The following is a 24,117-nucleotide window of genomic DNA, read 5'->3' on the forward strand; positions in this document are numbered from 1 at the left end:
GAGACAGTCCGTCCCGCGACTACCGCCGCGTCAGGCTGCAGCCGCTCGAGAGCTGACGCGTCGTGCCGGTCGACCCGTCGTTCGACTGCGACGGGAATTCCTCGAACGGCGAGTTCTGCTTGCCGGTGTTGAATTCGAAGATCTTGCGGAAAAGTCCGGGCGCCATCGCCGAGATCGGATTGACGCGCATCACGGGCGCCGCCGGCGTACCGACCACCTCGTAGGTCACGCCGATCAGCCCTTCATTGTTGCCGCCGCCGAGGAAGATGCCGAACAGCGGGATCTGGCCGAAGATGTTGTTGACGCCATACATCGGCACGAAGGTCCCGCTCATGCAGACCTGATTGCCGGGATAGTCGATCGAGCCCTCGATGGTGGCGCCGATCATGGGACCCTTGACGACGCCGTCGCGGATCGTCAGCGCACCGTTCTGCCGCGTGAACTCGGCGCGCAGCGCGCTGAAGGAGACGCCGTTGCCGGTGCCATTGGGAGCGCCGGCAGCAACGCGCTCGAGCTGCGCCTCGCCCTTCACAGTGAAGTCGCGGACGTTGATGAGACCCTCGCGCGAGGTGTTCGGCTCCGATGTCGGCGGCTCCATCGCCACCACCATCTGGCCGCCGACCGCCTTGGTGTAGGTGTCGGTGAAGCGCAGCAGCGCGCCGGCATCGTTGGTCTGGAGGTAGATGACCTCGCGGCTGCCCTGCGCGCGCCCGCCGCGCAAGTCCGCCGCCACCGGCGTGTCTTTGCCGACCTTGCCGCTCAGCGTGAACGCCTTGATGGCGCCGTTGCGCTTCGACATCTTGGCATCGACGCTGCGCATCGCCTCGCCGTTGAAACCCGCGACGGCACCGAGCTTCACGTCGATGTCGAAATCGACGTTCTTCATCTTGCTCTTGTCGTCCTTTGAATTGCCTGAGATCGCCGACTTCAGGAAGCCGCGCCCGTCGAACACGTCGCCGCGCATCGTGCCCTTGACCACGCCGTCCTGGCTGCGCTCCACCTTAAGTGAAGCCTTGTCGCCGTCGGACGGTGAGTAGACCGGGAAGTTCGCGTTCATGAGGTCGCCGTTCGCGTCGACCTCGAGCGAGCCCTTGATCGAGGCGCCGCCGCCTTCGATGACGATGTCCTCGAAGCGCGTCGATTGTGCCGTCGGCACGACCTTGAAGCTGGCCTTGCCTGATTTGCCCGGCAGCTTGACCCAACCCGGCAGGATATTGTCGAGCTTGACCGATGTCAGGTCGGCCTCGACACCGAGCTTCGTCGTCTGGTCGGGGCCGCCGGCGATCTTGCCCGACAGCTTGATCGGCAGCGATCCGCTGACGGCGGGGCTCAGATCGAATCCGAGGCGCGCGCGGCTGGCATCGTCCAGCGTCGCCTGCAGCCTGACATCCGCATCGCCTTCGTTGGGCTTGCGATAGTCGAGCGAGGCCGCCTGCCCGTTGATCTTGACGTCGCCCTTGACCTGATAGCCCTGGTTGTTGGCGACGATCTTGAGGTTGTTGGCTTCCAGCTTCTGGTTCATCACCAGCTTGTCGGCCGAGAAGCCGTTGAGGTCGGCAGTGACGGCGTAGGTCGTGTCGGCCTTCGTCAGCTCGCCCTTGACCGGCAGGCCGAGCTGGATATTGGCCGCGAACGTCCCCTTGCTGGTGTTGGGATCGATGACGGTCGACGACAGATCGCTCAGGCGATCGTTGGCGAGCATTTCGGCTGCGGCCGGCACCGGCCCCTCCACCCGAAACCTGGTTCGCGACGGCGACGGCTTGGGCGCCATGTCAGGCACCTCGAAGACGAAGTCGGAAATCGTGACCTTGCGGCCGGCGGGCGTATCGGCAATGCCCTGCCCGATATTCACGGTCGCGGTGCGCCCGGTCACGCGCGCCTTCAGATCGGCATCGTGCACGACGGGCATGCCGTCCACGGGACGGACCGCGACGCCGCTTGCGACGATGTTGACCGACAGGCCGTCGTCGGGAATGGGCGGACCCTTGCGCGGCAGGTTCTTCGTGGGCGAATTGATGCCGATCTCGATGCGCTGGAGCGTGCCGCGCTCGATCCGCTCGATCACCCATTCGCGCAACTCGGGAACGACGAGCGTCGGCCACATCCGCTTCAGCGCGGAGGCCGACATCGGCGTTCCCGCAAAGCCCAGCGTCAGCCGCGGCTCGCCCGAATAGTCGATCGCACCCGTGCCGGCCACGCCGATCTCGCCATTGCTGATGTCCGCCTGCGTCAGCAGGAAGCGCTTGTGGTCGGTGTCGAAGCGGAAGCCGATCGCGATGCGGTTGAAGACGAGCGGCGGCTCGTTGTCGATGCCGCCGAGCAGGATCGACCCGCCGCTGAAGCCAAGCTGCCAGTCGTTGACGGTGCCGTTAGGCGGCTCGAGATGGGCCAGAAGCGTCAGCCGGTTCGCGCCCGACAGGACCTTGAACGGCGCGACCAGCACCCGCCGATTCGCATCCCACTCGACATTGATCTCGGCCTGGTCGATCGCCATCGGATAGTCGGGCGTGTCCGTGTCGATGATACTGCCTGCGCCGACCGCGATCTTGCCGCGGAAGAAGGTCGGCACGCCGTCGCGGCCGAGCTCGCCCTTGAGCTCGCCGGTCAGCGGCAAATCGGCGGTATAGGTGAGATCCTTGACCCGCAACGCCAGGAGGATGTTGGAGGTCGAGACCTTGTCGGCCTTGATGTCGATCGAGCGCACGCCGTTCTCGGCCGGACCGATCGTGGCCCGCAGCATCCAGGGGCGCGCGCCCTCCTCGCCGAGGCTGAGCGTGACGCCACCACGGCTCGGCCGGCGCAGGCTGAGCGTGATATTCTCAAACGACCATTTGCTGCCGCGCTGCTGGTCGTCGACGATCAGATTGCCGTTCTTCAGACCAATCTCGTTGAGGTTCTGGCCGTCGAGACCCGTCATGCTCAGGCTGTCGAGCCAGTCGAGGCCCTGAAGAATGCCACTCTGTGCGGTCGCCTGAGGGGCAGCCTGTGAGCCGGCCTGAGGATCTTGGCCGGCGGGCGCCGTGGCGAATGGCGGCGGCGGGACCCCGTTGCGCGGGAATGTCGGCGGCAGGCCCGCATCCTTCTTCGAGGCGACGCCGGTTGCCAGGGGCTTTGCGGTATCGCCGGCCGACACGGTGACCGTGCCGTCGGGCGCGATGCGGATCGCGAGCTCGGCGTCGACGAGATTGAGGCTTTCGGCGCGCAAATGCCCCATCAGGAGGCCCGCCCCCGACAGCTTCACCTCGGCCTTCGGCGCGCTGGCGACGATGGCGTGATCGCGATCGCGGACGACGATGTCACGGATACGGACGGCGATGCGGATCCGCCCGGCCCGCTCGATCTGGGTGCCTCCGATCTCGACCGTGTTGCCGTGACCGATATTGTCCTCGATCGCGGCGGCCAGCCACGGCGTTGCGATGTCGAGATTGATGGGACCGGCACCGAGCCGCCACCACAGCGCCGCGAAACAGCCGACGAAGATGACGGCGAGGGTCCCGACGACGAGGACGAGGCGCTTCAGCCAGCGATCGGCGGCCAGCCAGCGGCGCAGCGCGCCAAACCCGTCACCGAAGCGATGAAGGCCCGAGTTGGAACGCGACAACAGCCGGCGCGCGCGATGGCCCGCGGCCGCCTCCTGATCCGGATCCCAATCGGCGTCGTCCCATTCCTGCGGCTGCTCTTGACCGCCGCGCCGATCGAAGTCCCGATTGTAATCCTGGGGCGACTTATTCCTTGCCATTGCCTCTCGATACAGGCGCCCGTCACGAGATTGAGCGCCGCCGGGACCGCAGCCGCCCTCGGGAAGCGGAGCTCCCTGCGCCGGCACTGCAGCCATACCTCGAATATTCCTGCTGTTCGTCATTTCGCCCCGGGAGCGCGTTCAACGAGCAGTGGGGTGGTGCGTGGAATTCCTTGTAACCATACTCCGGCGTCGTCAGACTTGCCCAGCCGAGGGCACGATTCCGGCACGCCGGACGAGGACTGCAATAGCGTTTCGGTTGACCCGCCGAAAGCGTCGAAAGGAAGGCGTATGTCCAAGAAATCCCGAAAGAAATCGTCCAAAGCGCCCTCCGGCAGTCCGACGGCTAAAAAGAAGACCCTGAAAACGCGGGCATCGACTCAAGCAAAATCCGCGAAGACGCAGCGGGCACCGGCGAGCAAATCAGCCCGGACTTTAGCAAAAGCAGGATCACATAGGGCCGCATCGAAACAGTTAAATTCCTCCGAATCGGCATCGGCGCCCGTGACGGCGAAGTCCGGCCTGGCCGAAGGCCAAAAGGCGCCCGCCTTCCGCCTGCCCCGCGACGGCGGCGACGTGGTCACATTGGCGGACTATACCGGCCAAAAGCTCGTCCTGTTCTTCTACCCCCGCGCCGACACGCCCGGCTGCACCCGGGAAGCCATCGACTTCACCCGCCTCGCCGGCGCCTTCGCGGCCGCCGGCACCGCCGTGCTGGGGATCTCCGCCGATTCGTTAAAGGCTCAGGAGAAGTTCCGCGACAAGCATAGTCTCAAGGTCCCCCTGATCTCGGACGAGCAGCACAAGATGCTGGAAGCCTATGGCGCCTGGGGCGAAAAGTCCATGTATGGCAAGAGCTTCCTCGGAATTCTTCGCACTACGGTGCTGGTCGGGGCCGACGGTAAAGTCGCCAGGGTCTGGCGCAACGTCCGGGTCGACGGGCATGCCGACGCGGTGCTCGAAGCGGCAAGAGGCCTTTAACCAATCCCTGGAATTCGCCTGTTCCTGTTTCCGGAAAATTAACCATGACCAGCCCAGATTGCTGCGGCAATTAGGGCCGTACGGACTCATCCGACCGGCGCGGGAGTGCCGATGTCGAAAAGTTCTGCCCAATATTCGCAGTACCCCCAACATCATCCTCACGACCACGGACGGGCCTTCCAACGCCGTGCTGCCGTCGCGGCAGCCGCAGCGATCCCCCTTCCCGCGACTGACGACGCCTACACCATCGTCCATGCCGGCAAGCAGGTCCGCTTCGGGCCCGTGATGTTCTGGATCGTGGTCGGAACGGTGGTGCTGCTCGGTCTCTGGTCGGCGGCGACCGCCACCTATTTCGCTTTCCGTGACGACGTCCTGACCCGGCTGATCGCCCGCCAGGCCGAGATGCAATACGCCTATGAGGACCGCATCGCCGAGCTGCGCGCCAAGGTCGACCGCACCACCAGCCGGCAGTTGCTCGACCAGGAGCAGTTCGACCAGAAGCTCGACCAGATCATGAAGCGCCAGACGGCGCTGGAGTCCCGGGCCACGGCACTCGGGGCCATGCCCGACGTAACAGGTTCGATTCCCCGCGCAGCCCCGCAGCGCGGCGAGGCGAGCCAGAGCACTCCGAAGCCCTCGCCGATCAGCGACACCGTGATCTTCGTGGCGCCGCCGGACCGTGAGGCACGGCTCGAATCGCGCGCGCCGACTGTGGCGGCACCTCCGACCCACCAATTCGCCAAGAACCATGGTTTCGACAACGTCCTGGTCCGGCTCACGACCTCGCTCGACCAGGTCGAGCGTCGCCAGATGGCGGCGCTCAGCGCCGTCGAGGAAGGCATGGATTCACGCATGCGCCGGATGCGCGGCGTGGTCAGTGATCTCGGCTTGAATCTCGCCAGTCTCGAAGCCGCCGTGCCGCGCACCGCGATGGGCGGGCCTTTCGTGCCCGTCAAGCTGACCGCCAATGCCGGGCCGTTCGAGAAGCAGCTCTCTCGCATCAACACCACGCGCGCCGAGATGGACCGCCTCAATCGCACGCTGGCGCTGGTGCCCTACCGCAAGCCCGTCATCGGCGAGGTCGAGTTCACGTCCGGCTTCGGCGTCCGCAGCGATCCCTTCCTCGGCCGGCCCGCGATGCATACCGGGCTCGACTTCCGCGCCGCCACCGGCGATCCGGTTCGCGTCACCGCCAATGGCAAGGTGGTTTCCGCCGGCTGGTCCGGCGGTTACGGCCGCATGGTCGAGGTCGATCACGGCAACGGGCTTTCGACCCGCTACGGCCATCTCTCCGAGATCAACGTCAAGGTCGGCGAGACCGTGAAGATCGGCCAGGTCGTCGGCCTGGTCGGCTCGACCGGTCGCTCCACCGGTCCGCATCTGCATTACGAGACCCGCATCGAGGGTGAAGCGGTCGATCCGCAGAAATTCCTGCGTGCTGGCGTGCGCCTCAGCGCGGGCTAGGCCCAGCTCCTCTGTTTCGGCCGCGCAGCTGCTCTACCGCCGGCCGCCGCCCATCCCTCCTCCGGGACCGCCGAATCCGCCGCCACCCATTCCACCCCCGGGACCCATCGGCCCGCCGGGTGCGCCCGGGCCCGACGGCCCGCCAGGTCCCGCCGGTGCGGAGCCGGGGTTGGGACCGGGGCTCGATCCAGGTGGAGATGTCCCCGGTGCGCCGGGCCGACTGCCGCCCGGATGGGGCGTGCTGCGATCCGGGTGCATGATCGAGCCACCGGGCGACCGGTTCGGATTGCTGCCCCCGGGTGCAGCTGCCCCGGGTCCCTGACCGATGGCCTGCGCCGAATCTACCTGGAAGCCGCGGGAACGGTCGAATGCACCATTGACCACCATGCGCGCTTCACCGGCTGCCGGCCCGAAACGCGAGCCGTCGCGGGCCACGAGGCCGGAGCCAAGCTGGAGGTTCGCGCCGGCGCGCTGCACATAGGCCTCGACCGACAGACGGCTTGCGCCGACGAGATCCGAGAAATCGTCGATCCGCGTGCGCGTCGCCTGCATCGCGCCCTGGCTCGCGCTGCCTTCGACCTGGACGCGCTGGCCGACCAGCAGCGGATCGACACCGTTCAGTTTCAGCCCGCCAATTCGCAGGCCGTCGGGTCCGCGTTCGACCAGGCCGGTCACGCGCTCGGTCGCCGCACGCCGCGGCTCGACCAGGCTTGCGACGACCACGCCGTCGGTCCGGCGCAGACCATAGACGGCCACTTGCGTGCCCGGGCGGAGCTTGCCCTCCTTGTCGCCCGCGACGATTTTCTGGCCGAGCACCGTCAGCTCGTTGCCCTTCACCCGCTCGACCGGACCTGCAACCTCGCTCGCGATCGTGATGTTGCGCGTGACGAGCGTGCCGTCGGCCTGGCGGACCGCGACCACGCGCGCGAGCTGGCCGATGCGGAGCGCCTTGGCGCTTGCCGCCTCGCCGTCGATCCGGACCGGCACATCGCTGGCATAAGTGATCCGCTCGCCGTTGACGTAGATGCTGCCGAAGCGCTGGATGACGCCCACGATGCCGGTACCGCCGATGCCGTGGTCATCCCCGCGGGTGATCCCGGTGCCGCCGATGCCCTGATCGGTGCCGCGCTTGACCTGCGCATGGGCCATCGCGGTGCCGGCGAGCCAAAATCCTGTCAGCAGCAGACGGCGGGAGATCAGCGGCGGCCGGCTCATGCATAACCGCCTTCCTTGCCGCTTTCCTTACTATTTTCCTTACTGTTTTCCTTGGCCCCGCTCTGCTCGTCGGCGTCCTCACTGTAAATGTAGATGCCGAAATTCCAGCGGGCGTCACCGCCCTTGTCCTTGGCGAGCGCGCGGTTGGCCTCGCGGTTGGCGGTCTTCAGCGCGTCCATGGCGAGCTCGCGCGAGCGCGCCTCGAGCTTTCGCGCCAGCTTCGGCGAGATGTTGTTGTAGTGCACCGCGCGTTCGAGGAAGCGCGGCCCATCGGAGACGTTCTGCGCGGCGGCCGCGATGTGGTCGTGCAGATTGCGACCGAGATAGTGCCACTTGCTGTCGTCCTCGCCGCTCGGAACAAAGGCCGCCTCGACCAGCTCGATCTCGTCCTCCGCGTTGATGATGACGAGCTTTCGGTCGATCCATTCGTCGAGCACAGCGCGCGGGCGCACGTCCTTGGTGACGGACGCAACCAGCTGCTCGAACGACGGCGCATCCGCCTCTGCCGTGCGCGGCAACGGCAGCGGCTCGCCCTTGGCATCGGTGAATTCGGGCGCGGCCAGCCAGCGCGCGATCACCGCGCTGGTCAGCGACACCGCCGCCGGCGCCTCGTGCACGGGCGCACCCGCGCCGCGCAGCCGCGCCACCTCCTTGCGATGGATGCCGGTGAGCAGGCTGACGCGGCTGTCGGTCTGCTCCTTGCCCTCCAGCGCGAAATCGTGCTCGGCGACGTTGACGAAAAGCTCGCGAAGCAATTGCGCCAGCGCCGGAAAAGTCATCCCGCTACGGATGCAGAGCCGCACGAGCGGGCGCAGCAGCCGCGCCAATGGCGCGTGCAGCTTCGCGGCGGCATTCGGCTGCGGAGCCGCTGCTTTGGACCCGGGCTTGGCGTTCATTTCTGAATTGTATCACGCCTCATGTGGGACACAATCCCACATTTTTCGCCTCGGCGATTGACGTGGTAAATTTTCCCACATATACGAGACGCCACTGAGGGGCGCGACGTAAAGGGACAACACCCATGGCTGACCGCTTGGTCCGCATTTCCAGTTCACCGCGTTCCGTGCCGGCTTCCGGCCGGGAGCGCGGCACGATCGACCCGATGCTGCCGGGGCTGCTGCGCGGCGTGATCTTCATCTCGGTGCTGGCCGCACCGTTCGTCGCAGCCATTCTGGCAGGCTGACCGCCATCATGCATCACACTCAAGGAACCTTGCACGACACTCCGCGCCGCCCGTCGGTGCTGCACATCTTCAAGATCTATTATCCCGACCTGTTCGGCGGCACGCTCACGGTGATCCGCGACATCTGCGCGAACCTGAAGGACGCCTTCGCCTCCGCCGTGCTGGTCTGCTCGCAAGCGCCCGAAAAACGCCAGATCGTCGTCGACGACGTGCCGGTCGAGCGCGTTCGCTCGTTCGGCAATCTGTTGTCGCTGCCCGCCGCCCCGACCTATCCCTGGCGTCTCTGGCGGAAGATCGCCGAGCACGATTTGCTCGCGCTCCACGCACCCTTCCCGCTCGCCGATCTGGTTTTCGCGTTCGGTTTCGGCCGGAAGCGGCCGCTCGTGGTGCACTGGCACGCCGACATCGTCACCCATGCCGGCCTGCGCTGGTTCATCGAACCCCTGATGCGGCGGACCTTGCGGCGCGCCAAGGCGATCATCGTCTCCGACCACGTGCTGGTCGACAACACGCCGCTGCTCCGCGAATACGAGGACAAATGCCACGTCGTGCCATTTGGCATCGACATCTCGGGTTACGACTGGCCGAAGATCGAGCCGCATCACGTCAATGATCGCGGCCGGCTGGTGCTCGCGTGCGGCCGGCTCGTGCCTTACAAGGGCTTCGACGTGCTGATCCGCGCCGCGGCCGCATACAATTTCGAAGTCTGGATCGTTGGCGAAGGCACCGAGCGACCGCGGCTGGTGCAGCTGATCGAGGAGCTTGGGCTCTCAGAGCGCGTCCGCCTGCTCGGCTCGGTCAAAGATTGCGAGCGCATCAAGCTGATGTGCCTCGCCGACGTCTTCGTGATGCCCTCCGTCACCACCGCCGAGACATTCGGCCTTGTCCAGCTGGAGGCCATGGCCGCAGGACGCCCGGTCGTGAACACGGCGCTCGACACCGCGGTGCCGCGGGTCGCCCGCCACGGCATGGAGGCGATCACCGTGCCGCCCGGCGACGCCGAAAAGCTTGGCGAAGCCATCGACACGCTGATCCGCGACCCCGAACGCCGCCGGCGCATGGGACTTGCGGCGCGCAACCGCGCCCTCACCCGATACTCGGCCTCGGCTTTCAAGCAGGGCATGGAAACAATCTACCGCGACGCAATTGCCGCGCCATGCCAGCAGCGTTCGGCGAGCGCCGAGCCGGCCACCGGTTGGCTCGACAGCATCCGGATCGCGGCGACGCTGGCCTGGTCGGACATGCGCCATCGCTACGTGCGTTCGCTGCTCGGCCCGTTCTGGATGTCGCTCCAGATGGCGATCGTGGTCGCGGTGCTCGGTTCGGTGATCGGGCAGATGTCGAACGCCGACGTGCTGTCGCGTCTACCCATGCTCGCGCTCTCGATGACGGCCTGGACCTTTCTCAACAGCGTGGTGCTCGATGCGACCACGGCGCTGCAGAACTCCGCGAGCCTGATCCGCGACCGCGCGCTGCCACCGGTCATCTTCCTCCTGCAATGCACGTTCCGCCAGGGACTGTTCGCGCTTCATAACGCCTGCGTGCCGCTGCTGCTGTGGCTCATCCTGTCGCGCCACGACCTCTCCCACGCGCCGGCGGCGCTCCCCGGCCTGCTGCTGTTCGTGGTCTGCACCTTCGCCTTGAGCCTCGTTCTCGGCGCGATGGCAACGCGCTATCGCGATCTCAAGCCGATCGTCGAATCGACGCTGATGCTGGCATTTCTTGCCTCACCCGTGATCTGGTCGTCGGACATGATCAACCATCGCTCGACGGTGATGCGGCTCAATCCGTTGACCCATCTGTTCGCGGTGTGGCGCGAGCCGCTCGTGGGCGGCCACGTCGATCCCGTCAGCATCGTCTATGTTCTGGTCGCGCTGGCACTGCTGGTCTTTGCGAGCATGCTGACGCTGATCCACCTGCGCAAAGCCGCATTCTGGATCTGACGCATGGTCTCGATCAGCCTGCGCAACGTCTGTCTCGATTATCCGCTCTACGGCGCCTACGACTATTCGCTGAAGCGGCGGCTGCTCGGCCATCTCATCCGCGAGCCGGGGGAGACGCGGATCATCCGCGCCGTGGATAACGTCTCGATCGAGGCCGAAACCGGCGCCCGCATCGGGCTTGCCGGCCCCAACGGTTCCGGCAAATCGACACTGTTGCGATTGATCGCCGGCGTTTATCCGCCGAGCAGCGGCAGCATGACGGTTCGGGGCAATGTCGTGCCCCTGCTCGGCCTCAACGCCGGCGTCAATCTCGACTTCGTCGCCGAGGACAACATCGCCCTGCTGCTGCGGATCAGCGGCCGCAAGCCGACCCGCGCGATGATCGACGAGATCTGGGCCTTCACCGAGCTCGAGACGCGCATGCAGCGACTGCCGCTGCGGATGTTCTCCTCGGGCATGCTGATGCGGGTGCTGTTTGCGACCGCCACCGCGTTTCCGGCCGACATCCTCCTGCTCGACGAATGGCTCAGCGTGGTCGACGAGCATTTTGCGGAGAAGGCCCAGGAGCGGCTCCTGAACCTCGTGTCGCAGGCGGCGATCGTGATCATCGCCTCCCACGATCAGCCGCTGCTGCGTCGGACCTGCACCCGCATCGTCAACCTCGATCACGGCCACGTCGCCTCGACCGTCACGGTCGCCCCGCCGGCCACCCACGCCCTCGATCTCCACGAGAAACGCGCATGAAGCAGAACATCCTCGTCATATCCGAAGCGCTGGGCGAGCCCAACCACAAGCGCGGCATCTTCCACTTCACCCGCGAGCTGATGCGCTCGCTCGCGGCAGAGGGGCACGAGCTGACGCTGCTGGTGGAGACCACGCGGCGCTATCGCAAGCTGCAGCGGCGCGAGCGGCGCACCAAGCTGTTTCCGGCACAGGCGCGCAACATCGAGCTGCTGGCCCTCTATCGCTTCCTCGACGAGGTCAACATGGCCGAGCCGGTCGTGCGTGGCGGCCTGCGCCGCACGCTCGACTGGGTCCGCCACAAGGCCACCATGTCCGTGTCGTGGGACTACATCGTCTGTTTCCTGCGCGCGATCGGCCTGCGGGCCTTGCGCGCCCGGCTGATCGAGAACAGGACCGCGGCGCTCGAATACGTCCCGCCCGACCTGCGCCATCTCGAGCTGTTCCGCGAGTTTCAGCTCGAGCCCGGCTTCTACAGCTACCAGGACTCCTCGGCCTTCTTCCTGCTGCCGCCGCCGCGGGTTGATGCCCGCGGCTACGACGTCATCGTCGTGGATACCCCGACCCGGGTCGCGATCACGCGCAGGTCCGGCGCCAAGGTGATCTGCGTCGTGCATGATCTGTTGCCGCTCACCGACCTCAAGCTCAGCGATATCGCAACGCGGCTGTTCCTGTCGCGGCTCCTGACGAGCCTGCGCCAGGCCGACGAGCTCGCCTTCGTTTCAAACTACAGCATGATGCGGTTCAGGGAGCTGCTGCCGCAATTTGCGCACCTGCCGGCGCGGGTCGTGTATCCCCGCACCCGGTTCGACGCCCCGGATGTCCTGCACCTTCCAGCCCCGTCGGGCCGTCCGGGGCGGCCGAGCTTCGTCGTCATCGTCTCGAACGAGCCGCGCAAGAACGTCGCCACCGTCGTTCGCGCCTTCCGTGGCGTGCCCCAGGCCGATCTCGTCGTGATCGGCTATGCTGGCGAGATCGGCCGGATGCGCAATCCGCCGCAAAATGTCCGCTTCGCCGGCTATGTCGACGAGCACGAAAAGGCCGCCCTGATCGCCGAGGCACACGGTCTGATCATGCCGAGTTTCGCCGAGGGGTTCGGCGTGCCGATCATCGAGGCGCTGGCCGCGAACACGCCGGTGCTGTGCTCCGACATCGCCGTGTTTCGCGAGGTCGCGGGCGAGCTCGCCGACTATTTCGACCCGTTCTCGACCGACTCGATCGCCGCCTCCGTCACCCGCGTGCTGACCCGGCAGGAGGAGTGCCGCGGCAGGATCCGAGCGCGACGGCACGAGCTCGCCGAGCGCTTCGGCTACGAGACCCAGGCCCGCGATTTCCTCGGGCATCATGCGCCCGCGGCAAGCCTTGTCGGCGCGCAACTCGCTTCATACGGATGACCGCCGAATCCGCGTTGTGGTCCGGTCCTGCCGATCGGCAAGGCAGGACTGGCCGATGGCAGAGTTGGCGCAGCTCGGCCGCGCTGATCCGGGCCGCAGACGTCCTTGCCGCCCTGATCGCGGCGTCCCTGCCCTGGTCCACGACAGTGCCGTCGATCTTCGTCGGACTCTGGCTCCTGGTGGTGACGCCAACCATCGATTGGCGCGACTATGGACACGAGGTCGCGCGACCGGCGTTTGCCCTGCCCTTCGCAATCCTGCTGCTCGCACTGCTCGGCCTGCTGTGGTCGGACGGCGCGTGGGCGGATCGGTTGCATGCGATCAAGCCGGTCGCAAAGCTCGTGCTGATTCCGCCGCTGCTCTACCATTTCAGCCGGTCGGAGCGCGGTCTTTGGGTTGGCCTCGCCTTTGTCGTGTCCTGCGCCTTGCTCGCCGTCTTCTCCTGGATCGTGTTGCTCGATCCCGCCTGGAAGATCACGGCGACGGCGTCATCAGGCGTGCCCGTCAAGAACTACATCGACCAGAGCCAGGAGTTCACGCTGTGCGCCTTCGCGCTTGCCCTGCCCGCGCTGACCTTCTGGCGTCGCGGAAACGTGGTCGCGACGGCGGCCTGTCTGGCGCTGATCCTGCTGTTCGCGGCCAACATGGTGTTCGTCGCCTCCGCGCGCACGGCGCTGCTCTGCATTGCGGTCCTGCTGGCTCTGTTCGCCTGGAAGCATCTCAACCGGCGCGCAACGCTGGTCCTGCTCGCGGGCACGGTCGCCGTAACCGCGCTGGCCTGGGCGACGTCGCCCTATCTGCGCCAGCGCATCACGGACATTGGGGTCGAATATCGCCATGGCCATGAGGACATCAGCCGTGCCTCGACCGCGCAGCGGCTGACCTATTGGCGCAAGGCGATCCACAGCTTTGCCGAGGCGCCCTTGATCGGGCACGGCACCGGCTCGATCAAGCGGCAGTTCGAACGCGCCGCCACGGGCGGAAGCAGCCTCGATGCGGAGGTCGTCAACAATCCGCACAACCAGACCCTCAACGTCGCCATGCAATGGGGCCTCTTGGGCGTCGTTTTGCTCCACGCCATGTGGATCGCCCATCTCCGCCTGTTCCTCGGCGGAGGGCTCGCAGCCTGGATCGGGCTGGTGGTCGTCGTGCAGAACGTCACGAGTTCGCTGTTGAACTCGCACCTGTTCGATTTTCACGAGGGCTGGATGTATGTGCTCGGTGTCGGGGTCGCCGGCGGCACGGTGTTGAAGGCCAAAACCCGCAGCCAACCGTGATTACTGGCTGCGCTCGTGGCCGACCTCGCCGGTAATGACGTCGCCGAACAGCTCCCAGGCCTGCCCGTTGAAACGCATCAGCTGCATCTGCTCGATCGGAAAGTAGTCATCTGGCGACGTGTTGACCATGATGCCCGGCAGCATCAGGTCGGTGTGGAAGTCCTTCAGGCTGGACGCCTGCTTCATGACGTTCTCGCGCGTGAGATTGTCGCCGCACTGCTTGAGCACCTGCGCCATCGCCTCGGCCTGCACATAGCCGTAGATGTTGTTGGAGTTGGTCTTGTCACCATCGGGGTAATATTTGTCCATGAACTCCCGCCATTTTACCACGGCCGGATCCTTGTCCCAGGTCGGGTCGGTCGGGTCCTTCAGGTAGACGGTCGAGATGATGTCCTTGGCGTAGTCGAGCCCGGCGGGCTTGAGCACCGAGGCGACCGAGGTCGCGGTGTTGGCCAGGAAGAACTTCGGCTTCCAGCCGAGCTCGCCCACTTTCCGGATCGCCTGCGCCGATCCCTTCGGGGCGGCCCATGAGAAGAAGATATCGGCACCTGAATCGTGAAGGGCGACGATCTGCGAGTCGATCGAGGGATCGCTGACCTCGTAGGATTTGTCGGCGATGATCATGTTCGCCTTGTCGCCGAGCCCGTCTTTCAGGCCCTTGAACTGGTCCTTGCCGGCATCGTCATTCTGCCAGAACACCGCGATCTTGCTGTTGGGAAAATGATCGCGAATGTATTTCGCGTAGATCCGCCCCTCGCTCTGGTAGTTCGGCTGAAAGCCCATGGTCCACGGGAAGTTCTTGGGGTCGCCGAACTTGGTGCCGCCGGAGGCGACGAAGAGTTGCGGCACCTTCTTGGCGTTCATGTATTTCATGATCGCGGAGTTCGAGGGCGTGCCGAGCGCCTGGAAGATCAAGAGCACCTCGTCGCTCTCGACCAGCTTGCGCGCCTGCTCGATCGCCTTCGGCGGCGAATAGGCATCGTCATAGCTGATGAAGTTGATCTTGCGTCCGTTGATGCCGCCCTGGTCGTTGACCATCTTGAAATAGGCAGCCTCGGTCTTGCCGATCACCCCATAGGACGACGCCGGCCCGCTATAGGGCATGATGTTGCCGATCTTGATGTCGGTGTCGCTGGCGCCGGGGTCGTATTTCTTCTGCGCCAAGGCCGGTGTCGTGACGAGCACGCCGGCAACAAGCATGGCGAGGGCAAGGTTTTTGCGACGACCCGGCATTGGTCTCTCCCCTGTGTTTTGTAGTCTTGTTTTGCCGGGAGTGTCGCAAGGCGGATTGCGCCTGGCAAGCGCCGCGATTTTCCGCAAGGTGAAACAGCGGATGTGGAACTACGCGCTCCGCCGCAGCAGGCGCGAAGCGCGCCCGTCAATGACCAGCAACGCGCTGCCGATGACGATGGCGCCCGCGATCTCACGCGCGGAGATCGGCTCACCCAACACCAGCCATCCCAGCAGAATGGCGGTGACGGGAATGAGCAGCGTCACCAGCATGACATTGCTCGCGCCCGAGCGCCGCACGATCTGAAAGAACACGATATAGGCGAGCGCCGTCGACAGCGCGGCAAGGCCGAGCACCGCGGACCACGTCGCGACGCCCGGTACTGCGAGGCGCCATGGCTGCTCGACGACGCCGGCGACAATCGCCATCATCACCGTCGACACCATCAGCTGAAACGTGGCCGTGCCCAGCGGCGGGGAGTCCCTGAGCAATCGCCGCGCTGCCAGTGCGGCGAATCCATAACTGAGCGCCCCGCCGAGGCAGAGCAGAATGCCGAACCCCTGCCCTGGCCTCGTCTCGAGGCCCCATCCGCGCAGGATGACGACGCCGACGAGGCCCAGCGCCACGCCTGCGACACGGCGGATATGCAAGGTCTCTTCGCCTGCGGCAGCCATCACCAGCACCGTGAACAGCGGCGTCGTCGCGTTCAGGATCGATGCCAGACCGCTCGGGATGAAAGTCTGGCCGATCACGATCAGCGAGAACGGGATGACGTTGTTGAGCAGCCCCATCGCAACGAACGGCGTCCACCCCGTCATGCCCTTGGGCCAGCCGATCCCCTGCATGCGCAGCAGCGGCAGCAGAATGGCCGCACCGAGCGCGACGCGCAGAAACACCAGCGTCAACGGCGGCAATTCCCGCAACGCCGCGCCGTTGAAGAAGAACGAGCCTCCCCAGAGCACCGAGAGCACAGCAAGCAGCGACCAGTCTCGCGCGTCGATCCGGCTATCGGTTGGGGACATGGGCTTTCACGTCGGCAGTCGGCCCATGGGCTTAGGACGACACGGCGAACACAGCCACCCGATTTCCGATGAAAGGCCGATCCAAGAAGCGAATGCCGAGAACGAGTGGAACGATCGAAATTGCCGGTGACGATACAGCCGCCTAGGACGGCTTCTTCGGCCGCGACACCAGCTCGATCATCTTGCCTTCGTCGTCATCGGGCATTGCGGCCTTGGCCTGCGCGTACGCCTCGACCGCGGCACGTGAGACCAGCGGCTTATCTGCCAGCAGGCTCTCGGCGAGCTTCACGGCGTAGGCTGCATCCTTGTGCCGCAGCGCGGCCGTAAAGGTTGCACCGGAAAAATCGCGGGCGACCATGCGCTTGGAATGACGCTGGACCTGCGGACTGGCGGCGACGCCTGCCTGGATCGACTCCAGCACGAGGTTCATGTCGAGCCCGGCCTGCTCGGCGATCGCAAGCCCCTCGGCGAGGCCGGCGATCTGGATCGCGCCCATGAGATTGTTCATGAGCTTGTAGACGGTGCCGGAGCCGACCGCGCCGAAATGGCGGATGGTCGAACCGATTGGCTCGAGGAACGGGCGTGCGCGTTCGAGATCGGCGGCATCGGCACCGACCAGCAGCGTCAGTTTTCCGGCCGCCGCCGCGTCCGGCAAGCCAGTCACGGGGCAATCGATATAGATCAGCCCGCGCGCATTCAGCTCGCGGCCCATCTCGCGGGCGTGGTCATAGGAGACGGTCGAGCATTCGATTGCGATGGTGCCGGCCTTGGCGGTCTTGGCCGCGCCCTTCGGCCCGAGCCAGACCGCGCGCGAGGCCTCGTCGTCGGCGACCATGGTCACGACGGCGTCGGCATCGATCGCCGCATCCTCCGGCGAGGTCGCCCAATGCGCGCCGCGCGCGATCAGGTCCTCTGCCTTGGCCTTGCTGCGATTCCACAAGCTGACCGTGTAGCCGGCATCGAGATAGCGGCCGGCCATGCCGTGCCCCATCCGCCCCAATCCGATGAAGGCGACGCGGGGCATGATCAGTCCACGTCCTCGACGTCGCCCGCGGTGGTCCCGAAGGCGCGCTGCGCCAGGGTCGCGGCCATGAAGTCGTCGAGCTCGCCGTTGAGCACGCCCGATGTGTCGGAGGTCTGCACGCCCGTGCGCAAATCCTTCACCATCTGATAGGGCTGCAGCACGTAGGAGCGGATCTGGTGGCCCCAGCCGATATCGGTCTTGGCGGCCTGGTCGGCGGCGGCCTTCTCCTCGCGCTTCTTCAGCTCGATTTCATAAAGGCGCGCGCGCAGCATGTCCCAGGCTTGGGCCCGGTTCTTGTGCTGGGAGCGGCCGGCCTGGCAGACCACGGCGACGCCGGTCGGAATATGCGTGAGGCGCACCGCGGATTCGGTCTTGTTGACGTGCTGGCCGCCGGCGCCGCCCGACCGCATCGTGTCGACGCGGACGTCGGATTCCTTGATGTCGATCTTGATACTGTCGTCGATGACGGGAAACACCTGTACGCTCGAGAACGAGGTGTGCCGCCGCGCGTTGGAATCGAACGGCGAGATGCGCACGAGGCGGTGCACGCCGGCTTCCGTCTTCAGCCAGCCATAGGCATTGTGGCCGGAGACCTGGATCGTCGCCGACTTGATGCCGGCTTCTTCGCCCTCGGACTCTTCGAGATATTCGACCTTGAAGCCGTGCGTCTCGGCCCAGCGCGTGTACATGCGCAGCAGCATCTGCGCCCAGTCCTGGCTCTCGGTGCCGCCGGCGCCGGCATGGACTTCGAGATAGGAATCGAAGCGGTCGGCTTCGCCCGACAGCAGCGCCTCGAGCTCGCGCCGCGCCACTTCCTTTTTCAGGTTCTTCAGGGCAGCTTCGGCCTCGGCGACGACGCCGTCATCGCCCTCGGCTTCGCCGAGCTCGATCATGCCGATATCGTCTTCGAGCTCCTGCTCGACCTTGCCGATGCCCGAGAGCGAATCCTCCAGCGAGGTCCGCTCCTGCATCAGCTTCTGGGCCTTCTGGGGATCGTTCCAGAGATTGGGATCTTCAGCGAGCTTGTTCAGCTCAGCGAGGCGCGCCGTCGATTTCTCGACGTCAAAGATGCCTCCTCAGCAGCCCGACTGACTGCTTGATCTCTTCTACCAACCGTTCGATTTCGGCGCGCATGTCGTTCTCTGGTCTCGCGGAATCCCGCGTGCAATTCGAGATGGGGATGTAGCGGCGGCGGCTGCAAAGCGCAACCGCCGGAACCGCGATCGTCCGTGTTATCCGGCCTTAGTAGAGCCCGCCGGTGCCGGGCCGCATGAAGAAGCCGGAATCCGGCTGTTGCTGCTGCGAGGCCGGCATGCCGCCGCCGCGCCCGTCTGCGTCGGCCACGCCGATGACGGAGTAATTATCCGGCGGCGCCGTGCCCGGCTTGAACGCTTCGAGGATGGTTCCGCCGGTCTCGCCGGGACCGGCGCGCATGCCGGTCTTCGAGACGACGCGCACGAGCTTGATGCCGGCCGGCACCTTGAACGGAACCGCGGGCTTGTCGGCGAGCGCGAGCTTGAGGAAATCGCGCGCGATGGGTGCCGCCAGATGGCCGCCGGTCGCAGCATTGCCCTTACCCAGCGGCCGCGGCTTGTCGTAGCCCATATAGATGGCGACGGCGACGTCGGGCGAGAAGCCGACGAACCAGGCGTCCTTGGCCTCGTTGGTGGTACCGGTTTTGCCGGCGACCGGCTTGCCCACTTCCTTGACCACGGTCGCGGTACCGGCCTGGACCACGCCTTCCATCAGCTCGGTGATCTGATAGGCGGTCATGGAATCCAGCACCTGCTCGCGGCGGTCGATCAGCTGCGGCTCGGCCTGGTTCTTCCAGCCGCCCGGCGCGTCACAGCCGCGGCATTCGCGCTGGTCGTGCTTGAAGATGGTGCGGCCGTAACGGTCCTGGATACGATCGATCAGCGTCGGCTTCACGCGGCGGCCGCCATTGGCCAGCATCGAGTACGCCGTGACCATGCGCATCGCCGTGGTTTCGCCGGCGCCGAGCGCGTAGGACAGGTAGTTCGGCAGCTCGTCATAGACACCGAAGCGGCGGGCATATTCGCCGATCAGCGGCATGCCGATGTCCTGCGCGAGGCGCACCGTCACCGTGTTGAGCGATTGCCGCAACGCGTTGCGCAGCGTCACCGGTCCCTGGAATTTGCCAGAAGAGAAGTTTTCCGGCCGCCACACGCCGGCGCCCTGTCCCTGATCGATTTCGATGGGAGCATCGAGCACGACGGTCGAGGGCGTATAGCCGTTGTCGAGCGCAGCCGAATACACGATCGGCTTGAAGGACGAGCCCGGCTGCCGATAGGCCTGCGTGGCGCGGTTGAACTGGCTCTGGTCGAACGAGAAGCCGCCGACCATCGCAAGCACGCGGCCGGTCCAGGGATCCATCGCCACCATCGCGCCCGACACTTCGGGGATTTGCCGCAGCCGGTACTGGCCTTCGACCGGATGTCCCTCTTTGCTATAGAGCGGATCGGCATAGATCACGTCGCCGGGGGCAAGCACCTGCGCCACGGACGTCGGCGTCTTGCCCTTGGCATTGCCCTGAACCGCGCGTGCCCAGCGCACGCCATCGAGCGTGACAATGCCGGTCTCGCGCTGCTTGCTGACGGCGCCGCCGAGTTCGCGGGTCGGCTGGAAGCCGATGCGCGCCGACTGGTCGCTGGTCTCCAGCACCACCGCCATACGCCACGGCGAGATGTCGGAGAGCGATTTGATCTCGGCGAGCTTGACGCCCCAGTCGCCCGAAATATCGAGCTTGCTCATGGCGCCGCGATAGCCCTGCTGCTCGTCATAATTCACGAGGCCGGTGACCATCGCCTTGCGCGCCATGACCTGGATCTTCGGATCCAGCGTGGTGCGGACGGACAGACCACCTTCGTACAACTTCTTCTCGCCGTAGCGCTCGAAGATGTCGCGGCGAACTTCCTCGGCGAAATATTCGCCGGCGAAGGTGTGGGCCCCGTTGGAGCGGCTGGTGACGGCCAGCGGCTCCTTGCGCGCCTTGTCGGCGTCGGCCTGCTTGATCCAGCCGTTCTCCAGCAAGCGATCGACGACATAGTTGCGACGCTCGATGGCGCGGTCACGGTTGCGCACCGGATGCAGGGTCGCCGGCATCTTCGGCAGCGCCGCCAGATAGGACGCTTCCGCCACCGTCAGCTCGTTCACCGACTTGTCGAAATAGACCAGCGAGGCCGCCGCGATGCCGTAGGCGCCGAGGCCGAGATAGATCTCGTTGAGATACAGTTCGAGGATCTTGTCCTTCGAATAGGTCTTCTCGATGCGCATCGCCAGCAAGGCTTCCTTGATCTTGCGCGCGAAGGAGACCTCGTTGGTGAGAAGGAAGTTCTTGGCGACCTGCTGGGTGATGGTGGAGGCACCCTGCGGACGGCGGTTCGAGCCGTAGTTCTGGATATAGACCAGACCCGCGCGCGCCATGCCGGTGTAGTCGATGCCGCCATGCTCGTAGAAGTTCTTGTCCTCGGCCGCGAGAAACGCGTTGATCACGAGCTTGGGCACCGCCTGGATCGGCAGGTACAGCCGCCGCTCCTTGGCGTATTCACCGACCAGCGAACCATCGACCGCGTGCACGCGGGTCATCACCGGCGGCTCGTAATCCTGAAGCTGAGAGTAGTCCGGCAAGTCCTTGGAGAAATGCCAGATCAAGCCTGCCACGGCCCCGACACCAACAAGGAACACCACTGTTCCCGCGGCGAACAGGAAGCCCATGAACCGCACCAGCAAGCGCATTATCTGTTTATCCGTTCAAACTCTGGATCAATCCAGTATCAGCCCAGTATCGGTGCCTTGGCACCCCAAACTGGCGCCAACCTCACGTCGCGAATTCGCCGGCTTACACAATACCATCTGTGCCGGACTTAAGACGCTTGCCGAACGGGATTCTCGCCGATTCCGGAACCCCCTGCGGCGTTTTTATAAAGCGCCCGCTGTGGCCAAACTAGGGCTTTTGCGGCGGGACGCAAAAACCCTTTCAGTTTGAAGGCCTTTTGGGGCCGTCAATTGCGCGATCCCCGGGTCGTCAGTTTGACGATCCCCGGGTCGTCAGTTTGACGATCCCGCCGTGGCCATCCGTTTGGTCAAAAACCCGTCGATCGCCTGCGCCATCGAGCCCACGGCCTTGGACCGCCAGCCCTCGGAGACCAGGTGCTCCAGGTCGCCCTTGTTGGAGACATAACCGATCTCGACCAGCACCGAGGGTACATCGGGCGCCTTCAGGACGCGGAAACCGGCCGACTTCAGGGGATGCTTGTGCATCCGCACCGTCGACTTCATTTCCCCCATCAAGAGGCGGGCGAAACGATTTGAAAAGGTGCGGGTTTCTCGCTGCGTGAGGTCAATCAGGATGTCGGCGACATCGGTCGGCTCCTCCGCGAGGTTGAAGCCGGCAATCGCATCTGCCCGGTTTTCCGCATCGGCCAGCCGCTGGGCCTCGGCGTCGGACGCCTTGTCGGACAGCGTGTAGATGGTCGCGCCCTGCGCATCACCCTCGGCACGCGGCAGCGCATCGGCATGGATCGAGACGAACAACGCGGCCTTGAGATTGCGGGCGATCTTGGTCCGGTCATTGAGCGGAATGAAGGTGTCGTCGTCCCGCGTCATCACCACACGGTACTTGCCGGCCTTCTCCAATCTGTCGCGGAGCGCGAGCCCAAAGGCCAGCACCAGGTTCTTTTCGCTCTCGCCGCTCGACTGCGTGCCATTGTCGATGCCGCCATGGCCGGGATCGATCACCACCACCGGGCGGCCATCGGCCTTCTGCTGCGCCGTGTCGGGGGCCGCGGTCGCGGGAGTCGCTGCGGGCGGCGCCTCGGCGATCGTGGGCCGCAGCTCAGGCCGATTTTCGGGCGCGAGCGCCTGCACGAACGCGGCGCGATCGACCTCCTCGAGCTCCAGCACGAGCCGGGCGGGCTGGCCGTTGGCCGCCTCCACCACGTAGGACTTGGCGATCTTGGCCGGTCCGGTCAGGTCGAACACGATTCGCGAGCCGCCGGGCATGACCAGCCCGTAGCGGAAAGCCTTGACCAATCCGCGCCCCCCGGCCCCCGTCCCCGCCGGCAGCTGAAAATTGACCTGCGGCACGTCGACGACGACCCGGTACGGGTCGGCTAGCGTGACGGCACGGAAGGTGACGGCCTTGTCGATGTCGAGAATGAAGCGGGTCTGCTTGCCGTCGCCGGCCAGCCGGGCGGCCGAGGCGATCGGAAAATTTGCCGCTGCAACAGCGGGTTGCGGCTGGCTCTCCGCGGCCCTCAGGCGTGAGGAATCGGCATACGGCAACGCTGCAGCGCACAGCAATGCGCATCCCAGCAAAACCCGTTGATTTGTGCGGCTCGCCACCGATTCCGTGCCTCCGAGCAGCCCTCTTTAACGCAATAGAACCACAGGGTTAATCGATCCTTAATGACAGAAACGCGAAACTCGGCGACTGTGACCGCCGTGCGACGCTCCCTTGCACGGATGGCTCATTCCTCGTATGTACGGAATGCTGACGGCCGATATTTCAGGTTGTGTCGCATTCAGCCTCCCGGTGCACCGCGGGAACTCTCAAGGTTTGGGAATTCCAGCGTTTTCCGTTTCCCTCTAAGACCAGCGCGGTGCGCGGCAGCGAGTGGAACGGGTCAAGCGCCGGCGGCGGAACGGTCCCGGGTTACCACTTTCGTTGCCGGGGCGGTTCTGACAGCGATGTAACCCATTACCCGATCCCTTGATCCCAAGGGAGCGGTTCGTGATCCCCAAGGCGAGCGCGCTCGCGCCATGCCTGGCCAGCAGCAACTGATTGAAGGGCGGCCTCGCCGCCCAATGTTTCATACGGGCCGACGCTTGATGCGCCAGACTGTGCCGACGAATTCTGAAGGACCATTCGCGACGCTGCGGAGTGACAATCCCGCGCGCCGCCTTGGTCCTGAAGCTTCCGGTCCGGCAAGGCGCGAGAGACGGCGTTTCGGCCTTCCCCTCACCCCCGAATCAGGTGGACCGTCGCGTCACCCGGCGGCGCGATACGCGCCCACGGTGAATCGCGCCCGCCGCCGCCAAGAGTTAAGACATGCCCAACAAGATGTTGATCGATGCCACCCACCCGGAAGAGACCCGGGTCGTCGTGGTCCGCGGCAATCGCGTCGAAGAGTTTGATTTCGAGACCGCGCAACGCAAGCAACTGCGCGGGAATATCTACCTCGCCAAGGTCACAAGGGTCGAACCCTCGCTCCAAGCCGCCTTCGTCGAATATGGCGGCAACCGCCACGGCTTCCTCGCCTTCAGTGAAATCCATCCCGACTACTATCAGATCCCGGTCGCCGACCGGCAGGCGCTGATCGAGGCCGAGGAACAGGCCCATCGTGAGGCCGAAGAGGAGAGCGAGAACCGCTCCCACGGACGCCGCCGTTCGCGCCACCGCAACGCCCGCCGCCGTGGTCATGGCGAGCGCGTGCGCAGCGACATCGTCGAAGGCCTCGACGCCGGCGCTGATCCCGCCGCCCAGCCGATCGAGGGCGCGGCGCAGCCGGAGCATGCCGAGGGCGCCTTGCACGACGGCGAGCATTCGCACGCCGATGCAGAGCACCGTGGCGAGCACGAAGGCCACGATCACCACGACGACGATCAGGGCGAACCTGCTCATGGCGAGCATGATCACGACGATCATCATGCCCATGATGACCAGCACGCCCACGACCACGACCATGACCATGGCCACGACCACGACCGTGGTCACGATCACCAGCACGATCATCACGACCATGATCATGCCGGCGAGACGCCCGCGCCTGTCGCGGCCGTCGGCGCCGAGCCCGTGGTCGCGACCGAGATTGTTGCCGAGCCGCAGGAGGCCCAAACCTTCGAATCTCACGCGCCCGAGGCGCATGCGGAAGCTCTGGCCGA

17 protein-coding genes are annotated in these 24,117 nt (G+C 65.5%); 7 read left to right on the top strand and 10 right to left on the bottom strand.

Annotated elements, in window-relative coordinates; genetic code table 11:
• Positions 1 to 19: 19 nt before the first annotated feature.
• On the bottom strand, positions 20 to 3,835 hold the full coding sequence (locus XH83_RS18630) for a DUF3971 domain-containing protein (protein ID WP_194402270.1): 3,816 nt from the start codon (positions 3,833 to 3,835) through the stop codon (positions 20 to 22).
• A 195-nt stretch (positions 3,836 to 4,030) separates the two neighbouring features.
• Between XH83_RS18630 and XH83_RS18635 the strand changes: the two genes are divergently transcribed.
• Both XH83_RS18635 and XH83_RS18640 read left to right on the top strand, forming a co-directional pair.
• Positions 4,031 to 4,720, top strand: coding sequence for a peroxiredoxin (locus XH83_RS18635; protein ID WP_194402271.1), 690 nt, complete (start codon positions 4,031 to 4,033; stop codon positions 4,718 to 4,720).
• 111 nt (positions 4,721 to 4,831) lie between these two features.
• Complete coding sequence (locus XH83_RS18640) at positions 4,832 to 6,184, top strand: M23 family metallopeptidase (RefSeq protein ID WP_194402272.1); 1,353 nt, start codon at positions 4,832 to 4,834, stop codon at positions 6,182 to 6,184.
• A 33-nt stretch (positions 6,185 to 6,217) separates the two neighbouring features.
• Here the strand turns inward: XH83_RS18640 and XH83_RS18645 are convergent, their stop codons facing one another.
• Positions 6,218 to 7,399, bottom strand: a complete 1,182-nt coding sequence (locus tag XH83_RS18645) for a DUF5666 domain-containing protein (RefSeq protein WP_194402273.1) — start codon at positions 7,397 to 7,399, stop codon at positions 6,218 to 6,220.
• A complete protein-coding gene (locus XH83_RS18650) occupies positions 7,396 to 8,295 on the bottom strand; it encodes a DUF6502 family protein (RefSeq protein ID WP_194402274.1) in 900 nt (299 codons plus the stop codon). The genes XH83_RS18645 and XH83_RS18650 overlap by 4 nt, the downstream gene beginning before the upstream one ends.
• Before the next feature lie 125 nt (positions 8,296 to 8,420).
• Between XH83_RS18650 and XH83_RS18655 the strand changes: the two genes are divergently transcribed.
• From XH83_RS18655 to XH83_RS18675, 5 genes are read left to right on the top strand one after another with little or no spacing between them, the layout of a single operon-like run.
• Positions 8,421 to 8,582 carry a hypothetical protein gene (locus tag XH83_RS18655; protein WP_194402275.1) on the top strand — a complete coding sequence of 54 codons (162 nt, stop codon included), beginning with the start codon at positions 8,421 to 8,423 and terminating at the stop codon, positions 8,580 to 8,582.
• Positions 8,583 to 8,590: 8 nt separating this feature from the next.
• A complete protein-coding gene (locus XH83_RS18660) occupies positions 8,591 to 10,525 on the top strand; it encodes a glycosyltransferase (protein WP_194402276.1) in 1,935 nt (644 codons plus the stop codon).
• Between the two features lie 3 nt (positions 10,526 to 10,528).
• The gene (locus XH83_RS18665) at positions 10,529 to 11,269 is read left to right on the top strand and encodes an ABC transporter ATP-binding protein (RefSeq protein WP_194402277.1); all 741 of its coding nucleotides are present in this window, start codon (positions 10,529 to 10,531) and stop codon (positions 11,267 to 11,269) included.
• Positions 11,266 to 12,660: a glycosyltransferase family 1 protein gene (locus XH83_RS18670; protein WP_194402278.1), complete on the top strand. Its 1,395-nt coding sequence runs from the start codon at positions 11,266 to 11,268 to the stop codon at positions 12,658 to 12,660. Before XH83_RS18665 ends, XH83_RS18670 begins: the two co-directional genes overlap by 4 nt.
• On the top strand, positions 12,657 to 13,937 hold the full coding sequence (locus tag XH83_RS18675; RefSeq protein WP_194402279.1) for an O-antigen ligase: 1,281 nt from the start codon (positions 12,657 to 12,659) through the stop codon (positions 13,935 to 13,937). The genes XH83_RS18670 and XH83_RS18675 overlap by 4 nt, the downstream gene beginning before the upstream one ends.
• On the opposite strand, the gene XH83_RS18680 is transcribed toward XH83_RS18675, so the two are convergent.
• The 7 genes from XH83_RS18680 to XH83_RS40320 form a co-directional block, all read right to left on the bottom strand.
• A complete protein-coding gene (locus tag XH83_RS18680) occupies positions 13,938 to 15,170 on the bottom strand; it encodes an ABC transporter substrate-binding protein (RefSeq protein ID WP_194402280.1) in 1,233 nt (410 codons plus the stop codon).
• Between the two features lie 108 nt (positions 15,171 to 15,278).
• Positions 15,279 to 16,190, bottom strand: a complete 912-nt coding sequence (locus tag XH83_RS18685) for a DMT family transporter (protein ID WP_194402281.1) — start codon at positions 16,188 to 16,190, stop codon at positions 15,279 to 15,281.
• 142 nt (positions 16,191 to 16,332) lie between these two features.
• Entirely contained in the window at positions 16,333 to 17,214 is an 882-nt protein-coding gene (locus XH83_RS18690; RefSeq protein WP_194402282.1) for an NAD(P)-dependent oxidoreductase, read from the bottom strand.
• 2 nt (positions 17,215 to 17,216) lie between these two features.
• A protein-coding gene (gene prfB, locus XH83_RS18695) for a peptide chain release factor 2 (protein ID WP_145659441.1) occupies positions 17,217 to 18,348 on the bottom strand; the annotation gives its coding sequence in 2 pieces (ribosomal slippage) (positions 17,217 to 18,278 and positions 18,280 to 18,348; 1,131 coding nt in all).
• 108 nt (positions 18,349 to 18,456) lie between these two features.
• A complete protein-coding gene (locus tag XH83_RS18700) occupies positions 18,457 to 20,970 on the bottom strand; it encodes a penicillin-binding protein 1A (RefSeq protein WP_194402283.1) in 2,514 nt (837 codons plus the stop codon).
• 312 nt (positions 20,971 to 21,282) lie between these two features.
• Complete coding sequence (locus XH83_RS18705; RefSeq protein ID WP_194402284.1) at positions 21,283 to 22,578, bottom strand: N-acetylmuramoyl-L-alanine amidase; 1,296 nt, start codon at positions 22,576 to 22,578, stop codon at positions 21,283 to 21,285.
• A 616-nt stretch (positions 22,579 to 23,194) separates the two neighbouring features.
• A complete protein-coding gene (locus tag XH83_RS40320; RefSeq protein ID WP_305825900.1) occupies positions 23,195 to 24,100 on the bottom strand; it encodes a hypothetical protein in 906 nt (301 codons plus the stop codon).
• Positions 24,101 to 24,117: the final 17 nt, after the last annotated feature.

The sequence above is a fragment of the Bradyrhizobium sp. CCBAU 53351 genome, from assembly GCF_015291745.1.
In the GTDB taxonomy this organism is placed as follows: domain Bacteria; phylum Pseudomonadota; class Alphaproteobacteria; order Rhizobiales; family Xanthobacteraceae; genus Bradyrhizobium.